This window comes from Paenibacillus sp. AGC31 (assembly GCF_057334655.1).
In genome coordinates, this window is record NZ_JBHFJH010000010.1 from 49,248 (window position 1) to 62,573 (window position 13,326).

Genomic DNA, 13,326 nt, shown 5'->3' on the forward strand with positions numbered 1-13,326 from the left:
TAGAGATCAACGAAGAGGAGGATGACAAAAATGAGCGATTTGTTCAAAAAGGCGATCTCGTTAGGGCTTGGTCTTACTGTTGTAAGCAAAGAAAAGATTGAGAAAACCGTGGATGATTTGGTCAAGCGCGGGGAACTTGCGCCCGGTGAATCCAAAGCTTTGGTTGAACGTCTGCTGGAACGGGGCGATGAAGAGCAGGGTCAGTTCAAGAGAATGATTCAGGAGCAGGTCAAGCGAGTGCTTCAGGAAGCTGGTGTGGCATCCGAAAGTGATGTAACCAGTCTGGAACAGCGCGTTGCTGTCCTGGAGAAAAAACTTGCCGAACTGGGCCAATCACCACAGCTCCACCCTGATGAATCCCCGGCTCCACTTGAAGTTCCTCCTCCTCTCAAAGGAAACGAGATCGAGTAGATGGCAGTGCGAATCAAACATGTCGGCAGATACCGTGAAATTGCCATGGCGCTAGTGCGTCATGGCTTCGGTTATATGGTCGAGGAGCTGGGTTTGTTCCAGCTGTTGGCTCTGCCCAGACGGTGGATGTCGCGTGAAGCACACACCACCAAAACGTTGAGTGAACGCATCAGGCTTGTGCTGCAGGAGCTGGGGCCAGCTTTCGTCAAGCTGGGGCAACTCGCAAGTACAAGGGCAGATCTATTGCCTGAGTCTGTCATTCGTGAATTGGTGAAGTTGCAGGATCAGGTCCCGCCTTTCTCTTCCGAGACGGCACGGGGTATTTTGGAACAGGAATTGGATACACCGCTGGAGGAGATCTTTTCCCGGTTCGAGGATACCCCTGTAGCTGCGGCCAGCATTGGACAGGTGCATCTGGGCAAACTTCGAAGCGGTGAGTCGGTAGCCATCAAGATTCAGCGGCCGGGTATATCGCGTATTGTGCAGCGTGACCTGGATATTTTGCGTGAACTGACAGCCATGGCGGAGAAGCGGTGGGACTGGGTAAAACAATATCAGATTCCGCAAATGGTCGAAGAATATGCTCAGGCCCTGATGGCCGAGCTGGATTATACGGTCGAAGGCCGCAATACGGAAAAGATTGCACAGCAATACCAACAGGACAACAAGGTGAAAATCCCGGCAATTTACTGGGATCAGACTTCATCCCGTGTACTCACGATGGAGTATATCGAAGGTATCAAACTCAATGATCGTGAAGAACTGGTTAGACGCGGTCATGATCTGAATAACATTGCCGAGCGGCTGGTGGATTCATTATTGAATCAGATTTTTATTCAGGGTTTCTTTCACGCTGATCCACATCCGGGCAATCTGATGGTATTGAAGGATGGACGTCTTGCCTTTATAGACTTCGGTATGGTGGGCAGTCTGAGTGATGAGATGAAACAGCAGCTTGCTTCGCTTATTATTGGGTTAATGCGCAAAGATACGGACAGTATGATCCGGGCAATTGAGAAATTGGGCATGATGCCAGATGACATGGACCTGCGTGGGCTTCATGTGGATTTGGACAAGTTGCGTACCAAATATTATGATATTCCTTTTTCCAAGATTAGTGTGGGTCAGGCGCTAAATGACTTGTTCGGCGTAGCCCAGAGGCACCGGGTTGTCATGCCTGCCGATATTCTGCTGCTCGGTAAATCGTTGCTAACAATGGAAGGTGTCATCGAACATCTCGATCCTTCCCTGAGCATCGTAGATATGGCCGAGCCCTTTGGGCGGAAGCTGATCAAGGAACGTTTTAGCGCAGGAAGAATAAAGAATCGGTTGTTCCGCAGTGCGGCTGATATGGCCGAAAGTGTCATTGGTCTGCCAGGGCAGTTAAGGCAATTATCATCCATTATTAGCAAAGGCAAGTTGAGGCTGGAGATCAGTGTCCCTGAACTGGATGCACTCATGCGCAGAATGGACCAAATCAGTAATCGGCTGTCTTTCAGTATTGTGTTACTCGCTTTTTGTATCATCATGGTTGGTTTGATTATTGGTTCGTCGATCAGTCATCAGTCCACGATGCTGTGGGATATTCCGGTCATTGAGATTGGTTTCCTGGTGGCGATTCTGATGGTGGCTTTCCTGCTCTATTCGATATTCAAATCGGGAAGGTTCTAGCACTAGCATGACATTACAGAGTACCCGCAAAGAGACTTTCTCCAAAGGTCTTTGCGGGTTATTTTTTGTGAATAGAGAATTGGTGAGTAAATTATAGAAATATTAAGATAATAGAAGAAAAGGTTCTGTTTTTTCGCCTTAACTGTATTAGTACATATCCAGTCCTGTGACTATAATAATAGGTCAGTACATTAACGGACCCGGTTTTTCTGAGAGGGGAAAACCTAGATATCAGGATCAGCTCCTGATGTCGCACGAGTAAGACAACTGAGGGCAGTAATGGAATATCAGCGGTACACACTGGAACGGAAAAGACATGAGTGCTCATGAACCCGTCAAGGTTATACGGATGGGGAAGAATGGTGCAGCTCAGGCAAGAGCATAGACGAATGATGCGGAGCGGGATCCGTTGTTTTGTGCTGTCCTGGGTAGTTGGTTAGTGTGAACGTCTTCCGTTACTCTTCAGTAAGATTGTCCATTCTGAGGAATACACGTAGGAGGAACGGCAAGAACATATGAATACTTTAAAACAACAATGGTTTGGCAACATTCGCGGAGACGTGCTGGCAGGCATTACGGTAGCGCTGGCGTTAATTCCGGAAGCCATTGCGTTCTCCATCATTGCGGGTGTTGATCCGATGGTCGGGTTGTATGCTTCGATTACAATTGCAATTGTGATCTCGATAGCTGGTGGAAGACCAGGCATGATCTCGGCGGCAACAGGTGCCATGGCGGTACTGATGGTTGGACTCGTCAAGGATTATGGCGTGGAATACCTTTTTGCAGCAACGATATTAACAGGAATTATTCAGTTTCTACTGGGCATATTTAAGGTTGGACGGTTTATTACGTTTGTGCCTCATTCTGTTCTGACCGGATTCGTGAATGCACTGGCTATACTGATCTTTATGGCGCAGTTAACCCACTTCACGGGAGCGAATTGGATTATGTATGCGATGGTGGCGGGCACGCTGGCGATCGTTTATATTTTGCCACGGTTTTTCAAAGGCGTTCCAGCTCCACTGATTGCGATTATCGTGATGACGATTATTACCGTGGTGTTCCATCTGGACGTAAGAACAGTAGGCAATATGGGGAATATAACGAGCACTCTGCCGATGTTCCACTTGCCAAATATTGCATGGACTTGGGACACGCTGATGATTCTTTTGCCTTATTCATTCACCATGGCACTGGTTGGTTTGCTGGAATCCCTGCTGACTGCAACCATCGTGGATGAGATGACCGAGACCAAGAGCAGCAAGAATCGTGAGGTGCGTGGTCAGGGTATCGCGAATTTTGTGAACGGTTTGTTTGGCGGCATGGGCGGCTGTGCGATGATTGGGCAATCGGTCATTAATGTGAAGTCTGGCGGACGTGGAAGATTGTCCACGTTTACTGCGGGTGCGTTTCTCGCGATCCTGTTGTTGCTGTTTAGCGGTGTGGTGAAACAGGTACCGATGGGGGCGCTCGTCGGTGTAATGTTTATGGTGTGTATCGGAACATTCGACTGGAGTTCCATTAAAAACATTGCTCGTGTGCCTCGGGCGGAAGCCTTTGTCATGATCGTGACGGTGGCAATTGTGGTCTATACCCACGATCTGTCAATCGGGGTCATGGTAGGTGTTGTGCTCAGCGTGTTGCATTTTGGCTGGAAACAGACCAAGATTCGCGTTCAGGCGAGCCAGGAGCAAGGGCAGAAAGTATATCGGGTTCATGGACCGTTCTTCTTCGGTTCTTCGTCCCGGTTTGTGGACGAGTTCGATGCAGAAGCTGATCCGAAGGAAATCACGATTGATTTCGGAGGTTCACATATCTGGGACAATACTGCGGTTGTGGCTATTGGCAAAGTGAAGTTCAAATACGCGAAGCTGGGTAAAACTGTGCACCTGCGCGGGTTAAACGAAGAGAGCACTCGCATTCTTGAACGGAGTGGATTTGCCACAGCTGGAGGGCACGGCTCGTAACTTGGTTGCAACGAAGTAAACAACGAATAGGTAACAAAAAGATGCATTTTAATCAGCGTCGCACTTTTTCCGGCAATTGGGGAGAGGGCGTCGCTGTTTTTTTATTAGAGCCTGAGGCATGCTAGGTTAATAAACCAACCTCAAACTCACTTGGTCGATACAAGTTACGCTGATCTTGGAATTTTGTGCTACAAGTTGGGTGGGTAACGCTGTATCCCCTTTTGTTTTGCTTGACTAACGTGTAAACTACAGGGTATGGAGAAGAAGAGCAACGAGTGGATTGCTTTTTAAAAATTCATTTCATAATCATGATTGATATAAGGAAAACTAGTCTTGATGGCAGATACTGATACTAAGGTCATTATGAAATGGACTTATCTAAATGAATATACAGAGGTGTAACGATTGGCAAACTTTGAACAACTGGGCATTCGCCCGGAATGGTGCGAGATCCTGAAACATCAGGGCATCGCCGTGCCGACTCCGGTACAGGAGCGTTCGATTCCGGTACTGCTGGGTGGACGCGATATTATCGCTGAGGCACAGACAGGAACAGGGAAAACGCTGGCATTTTTGCTGCCGATTATTCAGAAAATTAACGTATCGGACCGTTCGCCACAAGCGTTGATTATTGCGCCTACGCGTGAGCTTGCGCTGCAAATTACGGAAGAAGCGAAGAAACTCACGGCAAACGACGATAAACTGCACGTGCTTGCCGTATACGGCGGGCAGGATGTGGACAAGCAACTGCGTAAATTGCAGAACGGTACCCAGATCGTTATTGGTACACCAGGTCGTCTCCTGGATCACCTGCGCCGTGGCACGTTGAAGCTTGATAATGTGAAGAAACTGGTGCTGGATGAAGCCGACCAAATGTTGCACATGGGCTTCCTGGACGATGTGGAAACGATTCTTAGTGAGCTGCCACATAAACGTCAGACAATGCTGTTCTCGGCAACGATGCCAAAAGGCATTCGCAACCTGGCGAAGACCTACATGAAAGATCCGGAAGATGTAAAAGTATCTTCCCAATCTGTTATTCCGATCAAACAAATTCGCCAGCAAGTGCTGGAATGCACGGATCGTGGTAAATTAGAAGCACTTCGCGGCATGATTGATACGTATCGCCCATACTTGGCGATTATTTTCTGCCGGACCAAGCGTCGTGCATCCAAGCTGAACCAAGATCTGCGTGAAGCAGGTTATGCAAGTGATGAACTTCATGGAGATCTGTCCCAATCCAAGCGTGAGAACGTAATGAAAGCGTTCCGCGATGCCAAACTGCAAGTGCTGGTTGCTACAGATGTAGCTGCACGTGGACTTGATGTTGAAGGCGTTACGCATGTATTTAACTACGATATGCCGCATGATGCGGAAAGTTATATCCACCGGATTGGTCGTACGGGCCGTGCAGGCGGTACAGGTCTTGCTGTAACGTTTGCAACAGAGCACGACAGACCGGAACTGGCACGTATTGAACAAGGGATCGACCAGAAGCTGTCCCGTATCCAGTGGACAAGCGAAGGTCCAATTGCTTCAACTGGAGCAGCTAGACGTTCCATCAACAGTCAAGGGGATGACGAACGTTCAGGCGGACGCTCTTCCGGAACAGGCAGTGCCCGTCGCGGTGCAGGTCGTAATGATCGCAGCTCTGGCGGACGTGGGGGGCGTGGTTCCCGCGGCGGCGAAGGTGGACGCAGTGAAGGCGGACGCAGTGGTGGTCGTAGCGGTGGCCGCAGCAGCGACAGCAGTCGCGGAGCAGCAGGTCAAGGTGGACGCGGTGCGGGTCGCAGTGGCGACGAGCGCAGTGCAGGTCGTGGTTCCGCGCGCAGCAGCGACAGCAGTCGTGGTGCAGCGGGCCAAGGCGGACGCGGTGCAGCTAGCAGCGGCTGGGCTGGCCGTAGCGCCGACAAGCGCAGCAGCGAAGGCTCTCGCCGTCCGGAATCCGCAGGACGCGGAGCGGCAAAGGGCGACCGTCGCGATTCCCGTCGCGGACGGTAAAGCCTTGGCGCAAGCTGCGATGCAGCCGCAATTGCGCAGGCACCATGCCATGCCACAGGGTTTGGCATGGCACATATGAGAGGGTTCGGGTACAGATGTACCGAACCCTCAGATCAAGGGTCGCGACGGAACCACGTCGCGGCCCTTTTTCAACAGGGCAGATGATCATTTTCGCTTATTCTTTTTGTCATCTGTGAGTGCCTGTTTGTGCGCCTGCTTGATCCATGGAAGATGCCATTTAGGTATTCCCCATCTAGTTTTTCTTTCTGTCCGTGTACTGCGCATAGCACTTGGCAAACTTCCATAAAATTCAAAACACCTCATCCTAGACCTAAGGATGGGGTGTTTTTGGATTAATTCTTATATCATTAGAATCATAACCTTCGATCTGTGGTGCTGACGCGCATGCAGGGATGGATGAAATTGCATTCGTCTATATACAGGGAATGAGTTTGCACTAAACTACGTTTTTCTTTCTCAATATATCATCCCTACAGCTGAACATCTGCGTATTGATCCCGATATTTCTCGTTATACACCCGGCCTACTGACTCCGCCAGTCCCCCGCGTGCCTTGCTCGGATAGCGTTCAATCGTGTGATAAAGTCTCATGAATCGATCCTTGGGCATAAAGCGGGCGTAGCGGGTAATAAGACTAGGGAATAACTCAATATATTTGCTCTTGCGCACGGCAGCAGCAGCTACGGCTGTAAGAATCTGAATACCATTGTGGAGCTGTAAAATGTTCACTTCATAGGTTGCGATATAACGAATCGCATCTTCCCGGATCAAATCCGGCTTAAGTCGTGCGATCTCACCGATATATTCAGCCAGTAGCCGCTCGAAGCTGCGTAACAGCAAGGGCTTGAGCTGCAGATCCATATCACTGCGCAGTACAAAGGATTGTAACAGCGCAACCTGTTGCAGTCGAATCCGGTCATTGTAGACGAGTGAGCCGATCTCGCGGAGCATCTCATAGGCAAGTGCTTCATCCTGCTTTCGAGCTTCAGCGACCAGAGCCCAGTTGCGGTTAATACCCTGGCGGATGAGTTCCTCATCCTGTTGCAACGTGCGCTTCAACTCGCGCTGCTGCTGTACCTCGAACGAACGTTTCTGCATGAAAATCAGTAAGGCCAGAAGCAGCAGGGAAACGCTGGCTGCCGCCATGGTCTGATCTATGGTTTCACCAAAATAGGTGGCAGCAGCACCGAACAATATCGTAATGAACAGGTCGCGTGCAATTCGACGTTTCACACGGGAAGTTGCCTTCGCTTGAACGGAATTCAGGGTACCCCGGCCACAGGCCGTGCACTCCTCTTCCCACAGGCAGGTATACTGTCCACAACGGGTGCAGACTTGCAACTTTTCATAGGCATAGGTCGTTCGTTGAAATGGTCGTATGGATACAACTAGTTTAGTACTCATGCTCAATCACGCTCACCATTCAGAATAGTGTAGAGGGTACGATCCGTGTCTTCCCGGGAGACCGGTTTCCGCCGATGAAGCTGGAGTGCAAAACCCTTTATCATGACAAAAAGAAACAATATGGCGAGGCATCCGTATGTAACCATAATCCGTTCCCTTCTATAGCTTGATAATCAAGCGCTGTTATATTGCAGTTTGCTGGCAATAACTATATCATATTTCCATAGTTGGTACTTTTGTGCCAGTTACAGGCGTGAAATCGTCGATTATTGTCAGTCATTACAAAACTGTAACTCAAGATAGGGGTGCTTTTCAGAATTTATTAGCAGACTGTTAAGATTTCCTTAAGGCTTGACGCCTATAATAAACTATTCCCATTTTAATCTCAAACGTGAAGGAGTACACCCAATGCTGCGGACACGCAAAATACGCTGGCTCAGCGGAACGATGGTTCTGCTGGCAATTCTAACGCTACTGCTACCTCAAGCGTTGCTGCCACAAGCTGCAGCGGCTCAGGCACAGACAAGCGGAATCGATGCGGTACTTGTAGCCGATGTAAGTAACTCGATGAATACAAGTGACCGTGACAAGATTAGTAATGAGGCCATGAAAATGTTTGTTGATATGCTGCCGGTCCAGGGGGACAAGGTAGGAATTGTTGCATATACCGATCAGGTGGAGCGGGAAAAGGCTATGCTGGAGATTCAGTCCGATGCGGACAAGAGTAGCCTGAAGGATTTTATTGATCAACTCGGCCGAGGCCCATATACCGATGTCTCAGTTGGTGTCGCTGAAGCCGTAAACATACTGAATCATGGTGCAGACCCATCCCACTCGCCGATGATCGTGCTGCTGGCGGATGGCAACAATGACTTTAACAAAACCAAAGGCCGTACACAGGCACAATCCGACGCTGATCTGGCGAAAGCCGTGAAGGAAGCACAGGATCAAGGTATTCCGGTGTATACGATTGGACTGAACGCGGATGGCAAGCTGAACAAGAATGCACTCGCAGACCTGGCTCAGCAGACCGGAGGCAAGTCATTCATTACCGATACGCCGGATGATCTGCCACAGATTCTGAGTGAGATCTTCGCCGATCATGCCAAACTGAATGTGGTGAAGCTGCCCTCTGTAACGGGAAACGGCAGTTATCAGGAAGTTACCGTGAATGTGCCGAATGACAGTGTATTGGAAGCAAATATTTCGATCATGTCTTCGAAGCCGGTGGAAGTGCAATTGACGGACCCTTCCGGACAAGCCGTGGACCTGAATTCGGATGCAGCCAAGCTCTCGACGTCGAAGAGTTATTCACTCGTGAAGCTGTTGAAACCCCAAGAGGGAGACTGGAAACTTCGGGTAAAAGGGGCTCCGAAAGACAGCATCGATATCAACCTGTTGTTCAACTATGATCTTCAGCTCGTTGTGGACCCAATTAAGACCAAGTCCTATACCAAAGGGGACAAGGTTGATCTTGCAGCCAAACTGGAGAATGGCGGTCAGCCGCTTCAGGATAATGACCTGTATACGGATATGAAGGCCACGCTGGTTGTGAAAGATGTGGATACAGGCAAAAGTGAAGAACAACCGCTGGAAAACACAGGTTCTGGTTTTGCCGGAACGTTTGAAGTACCGGACAATCATAACTATGAATTGGTCATCCGTGCGGAAGAAGACAGCTTCTACCGTGAAAGTGCGCCAATTACGATCAACGCGAGCGGAGCAGCCGGAAGTGGAACACAACCGACAACATCAGGCGGTGAACAGGATAAGCCGTTTCCTTGGTTACCTGTTATTCTGGGTGTTATAGCTCTAATTGTGGTCGGTGTGGGTGCATGGTTCCTGATGGGCTGGCTGAAACGCAAAAACCGTGGATTTGTAGGTCAGATGGTTGTGGAGATTCGTGATGAGAACACAGGCGACAAGTCCTATCCACAATATAAAAAGCTGGTATCCTTCCGCGGCAGATTCCATCTGCATCAGTTGTTGCAACTGGACCCTGAGCTGAAGGAAACCGAGAAATATGTATTTACGCCCAGCAATGGGGATCGAATTATAATCCGTAACACCGCTGGCGGTACGCTGGAGAAATCCGGTCGTGCAGTCGATGCAAGCTCAGGCGTTGAACTGAAGAACGGTGACCGACTGAGCATCCCGCTGCAACAGGCGGACAAAACCATTTTAATTGAGTATCTGGTGTGAAAGATTATAGCTAAGTGAATGTAAGCTATATAAGTTGAACTAATCCATTTACACGAGAACGCAGAGGACAGAAAAAAGCTGGAGAAGCGAAGCGTTCGCCTTTATACCCAGATGTTCACCTTTGGAAAATAGAATCAAAAAATCTGGGTATAACAGCGATCGGAAGGTTGTTCTGTCAACGGAGTGGCAAGTGTAAATATTCTTTAGTTTGAATTATATAGATTGAAGCATACGTGCGTTAATCTAAGGAGGACATGGAATGAAACCGATTGTTAGAGAACATATTCAGCAACTGGATGTATCACTTGGCGGAGGTATTGTCAGTGAGAAGATCAGAGTTGATACGATTGATAACCCCATTCTGATTATTGGTCTGGGAGGAACGGGAATTGATGCGCTGCTGCGTCTCAAATATCAGATCAACCGTCGTTTCAAGCTGCCACAAGACCCAGTATCCAAGAAAAAAATGGATAAGCCGGACAATGTGGAGTTTCTGGCTTTTGAGACAAACGAACAGGATCGTGCCAAAAAGTATAAAGGGATCGGACTTGATCCGATCAATGAATTCGTGCTGCTGTCCAATGCCGAGATTGGCGGACTTCTTCAGAACCGCAGTGTACTAGAGCCGTACATTACGGACTGGCTGTCTCCGGAACTGAGCATCACGGACGGCATGAACGGCGCCGCAGGGGTGCGTCAGGCTGGACGTCTGCTCCTGTTCACCAAGATTAATCAGGTCGTACAGGCCATCGATAAAAAGATCAAAACCTTATCTGTAGGCACCAACAAAAAACTGATGGTGTTCCTGCTGACAGGTCTGTCCGGCGGTACAGGCAGCGGTTGCTTCCTCGATATTTCCTATATCGTGCGCGGTATTATCGAACGTGATCACGGCTCAGCCGGGATTGACCGCGTGAATACGCTGGGCTATCTGTTCACGCCAGACGTGAACCTGTCCAACAAAAGCTTGAGCGAACACACTCGCGAATATATTCGCAAGAACGGATATGCTGCGCTCAAAGAGCTGGATTATTGGATGAACGTGGATAGCCGCGGTGAGCGGTTTACACAGAAGTACGGCAATATTTTAACAGTTAACTCACCACTGCCACCATTTAACCTGTGTCACCTGATCTCTGCGACGAATACCGAGGGCAAATTGCTGGAGAACGCCTATGATTACTGCATGAACGTCACTGCCGAGAACATTACCAACTTCATGGCAAGTGAGGAGAAGCAGTCGGGTGAGGAGTTTGCGATCCATGACTATATCAGCAACATCCGGACCAACATTGCACAGATGAACAAGGTGTACCCGGCGAACTATGATTACAACATCATCGGTGCATCTTCGGCTGTACTGCCGATTGAAGAGATGACAACGTATCTGGCTTACCGGATGTTCGACAAAATGAACACCATGTTCTCCAAAGCACCAAACCAGGAGGATACCGAGAAGTTTGCCCGCAAGCTGGGCATTGATCTCGAAAGTGTGGTCAAGTCTTTTGAAGCCCGCGTGCCAGAGCCGCTGCCTGGTTATCAGAACAGCGAGCGTTTATCCTATGGCAACGTGGTGAAATCACAGGTTGTGAATATGGACACCGAACTGGAGCAGAACTTCCTGGCCCGTGCCCGTGAAGAATATATCAAGGCGAAGAAACAACTGCCGGGTGAGATTGCGGGTCAGTTCACCGAACAGATCCGGCGTATGTTTTTGCATCCCGAACAAGGTCCGTTCTATGTCTCTCGTCTGATTTATACGGAAAAAGGTTTCTGTGTACTGAAGATGATTCAGTCGTACATCGAAACGCTGCGTGAGAATGCCTTCCGCATTCCGCGTGATATTGAAGCAGCTCAGGAGCAGTCCGAAGAGAAGCTGGGCGATGCAAAGAGTGCTTTTGTCTCCAAAGAGAAGAAAAAGAATGCTTATATTGAAGCAAAAATTCATGAGTACTGGCTGCACGCCGACGTGGAACGCAACGATCAGATGATCGAGTTCTATGAAGATCTGTATGAGTTGCTGAACCAGGAGAACAGCCGCATTTATAACGTATTTACCGAAACGCTGAACGCCCTTAGCTCGATATTCGCCAAGAACGGTGACCTGCTGACACGCGGCGAAGAACAAGCCGATCACAAAGGCAACAAAACATATTATTGGAACGTTGTAAGTGTACCGGATATCGTCAGTGTAGTGGACAGGCTGTTGGACAAGCGAGATACGGATGATCTGATCCGTGACTTCTCTCGTGAATTGCTGGAAAACTCCAGCCAGTGGGTGAAAGAAAACGAGATTGATATCGTCAGCTCCATCTCCGACTTCCTAAGTGAGAAATTCGGTGATCTGATTACCCGTTCCATGGAAGATTTCCTGGTGATCAAGTACGGTCAGGATGAGTCAGTAGAGAAATTCGTGGAACGTTTCATTGCTGGCAAGCTGGATGATGAGGCTGTTCCAGTGTTCAATCTGAGCAACAGTACAGGCAGTCTGCATTTCCCTTCATGGGGATTTGTATCGGTACCTGCACAGGCGCCGGGCATTCTGAAAGGGATTCGCAATTATCAGAACAATGCCGTGGGCAAGTCTCATTTTACCGTTAAGGAAAGTGAAGTACGTAACCGGATTTTCTGGCTGAATACCCGCAACGGGGTACCACTCTTTGTGTATACACCGCTTAAGGTATATGAGGAAAGTTATGAACGTACCATTTTGGACAAAGAAGGCATTGGTCGTCACTTGGTGCAAACGGAGAAAAACAACTGGACCTATCTGCCGTCTCCGATTCCGGAGAAATCATGGGGAGATGTGTACGAGAACGCCCGCGTGAAGCAGTATAACGCCCGTGTGCGTAGCGAATTCGAGCAGGCGCTCGGATACAACATTGTGACAGCCAAATCCATCGATGAGAATACAAGCAACCGGTATGCGATTGTGACAACAGAAGCGTTTGATTTGTCTGCCAAACTGGGAGCCTACGACATGCGTCTGACGTCCACCACGCCGAACCTCGGCGAAGTGAAGCGGGCGGTGATCGAGCTGAAACGTCTGCAATCCGAAGGGTTGCCTCGTGTGGGAGTTAAGGATATTTTCGGCAGTATTAATGAAGATATGGCTAAAGAAAACCTGGTACGCTCCCCGCAGCTGATCGCACGTGTACGTGAGGAACTGGCGAAGATGAATGCCATCTCGGCCAAAGTCGCGGAACTCGAAGGCATTCTTGCCCAGTACCAGGATGAAGAGCAGTGGTATGACCGCTTCATCGAAGCGTTATATACCGACACCATCGTCAAAAAAGGCGCGCTCTACGTCTATGACCGTGACCCGGAAGAAGACGCATGGGAGCCATTCGCAAACCTGATGAAGAGCCGTAACTTTGCCGAGTATGAAGTGTTTGGCAACTTCCGCGGTCTGGCTGAGAAGGATCGCAGTACATTGCTGCGCAAAGCCTCCCGCCGCGATAACGATCTAACCGCTTCAGAGGATATCACCCCACTGCTGACGAAGCTGGATGATCTGGCTGCGCTGTTCATGGAATCGCGCGATCGTCTCGAATACGAGCGGGTAGAACTGGCTAACGGAGAAGACATCTATCAGTTCTACAGAACGATGTCGTCCAAGCTGAACGACATTCGCAGAAGGCTGAAGTAAG

General features: G+C 49.2%; 8 protein-coding genes. 6 read left to right on the forward strand and 2 right to left on the reverse strand.

The features are described 5' to 3' along the window. Positions 1-30 precede the first annotated feature (30 nt). The 4 genes from ACE04G_RS06305 (at position 31) to ACE04G_RS06320 (ending at position 6,050) form a co-directional block, all read left to right on the forward strand. Complete coding sequence (locus ACE04G_RS06305) at positions 31-411, forward strand: phasin family protein (protein ID WP_076209724.1); 381 nt, start codon at positions 31-33, stop codon at positions 409-411. After that, entirely contained in the window at positions 412-2,082 is a 1,671-nt protein-coding gene (locus tag ACE04G_RS06310) for an ABC1 kinase family protein (protein ID WP_221825539.1), read from the forward strand. A gap of 515 nt (positions 2,083-2,597) precedes the next feature. Then, positions 2,598-4,049 carry a SulP family inorganic anion transporter gene (locus ACE04G_RS06315; RefSeq protein WP_221825538.1) on the forward strand — a complete coding sequence of 484 codons (1,452 nt, stop codon included), beginning with the start codon at positions 2,598-2,600 and terminating at the stop codon, positions 4,047-4,049. Between the two features lie 405 nt (positions 4,050-4,454). Beyond that, entirely contained in the window at positions 4,455-6,050 is a 1,596-nt protein-coding gene (locus ACE04G_RS06320; protein ID WP_449004070.1) for a DEAD/DEAH box helicase, read from the forward strand. 491 nt (positions 6,051-6,541) lie between these two features. Here ACE04G_RS06320 and ACE04G_RS06325 read toward each other — a convergent pair whose 3' ends face one another. Beyond that, positions 6,542-7,474: a hypothetical protein gene (locus tag ACE04G_RS06325; RefSeq protein WP_221825536.1), complete on the reverse strand. Its 933-nt coding sequence runs from the start codon at positions 7,472-7,474 to the stop codon at positions 6,542-6,544. 2 nt (positions 7,475-7,476) lie between these two features. Further along, positions 7,477-7,620, reverse strand: a complete 144-nt coding sequence (locus tag ACE04G_RS06330) for a hypothetical protein (RefSeq protein ID WP_167350926.1) — start codon at positions 7,618-7,620, stop codon at positions 7,477-7,479. A gap of 262 nt (positions 7,621-7,882) precedes the next feature. On the opposite strand from ACE04G_RS06330, the gene ACE04G_RS06335 reads away from it, so the two are divergent. Next, the gene (locus ACE04G_RS06335) at positions 7,883-9,676 is read left to right on the forward strand and encodes a vWA domain-containing protein (protein ID WP_339306000.1); all 1,794 of its coding nucleotides are present in this window, start codon (positions 7,883-7,885) and stop codon (positions 9,674-9,676) included. Between the two features lie 259 nt (positions 9,677-9,935). Continuing rightward, positions 9,936-13,325, forward strand: a complete 3,390-nt coding sequence (locus ACE04G_RS06340) for a tubulin-like doman-containing protein (protein WP_339305998.1) — start codon at positions 9,936-9,938, stop codon at positions 13,323-13,325. Position 13,326 lies beyond the last annotated feature (1 nt).

Excerpts from the sequence above, each read along its gene's own strand:
- ACE04G_RS06305 (WP_076209724.1), top strand. The coding sequence starts at position 31 with ATGAGCGATTTGTTCAAAAAGGCGATCTCGTTAGGGCTTGGTCTTACT.
- ACE04G_RS06310 (WP_221825539.1), top strand. The coding sequence starts at position 412 with ATGGCAGTGCGAATCAAACATGTCGGCAGATACCGTGAAATTGCCATG.
- ACE04G_RS06315 (WP_221825538.1), top strand. The coding sequence starts at position 2,598 with ATGAATACTTTAAAACAACAATGGTTTGGCAACATTCGCGGAGACGTG.
- ACE04G_RS06325 (WP_221825536.1), bottom strand. The coding sequence starts at position 7,474 with ATGAGTACTAAACTAGTTGTATCCATACGACCATTTCAACGAACGACC.
- ACE04G_RS06330 (WP_167350926.1), bottom strand. The coding sequence starts at position 7,620 with ATGGTTACATACGGATGCCTCGCCATATTGTTTCTTTTTGTCATGATA.
- ACE04G_RS06335 (WP_339306000.1), top strand. The coding sequence starts at position 7,883 with ATGCTGCGGACACGCAAAATACGCTGGCTCAGCGGAACGATGGTTCTG.
- ACE04G_RS06340 (WP_339305998.1), top strand. The coding sequence starts at position 9,936 with ATGAAACCGATTGTTAGAGAACATATTCAGCAACTGGATGTATCACTT.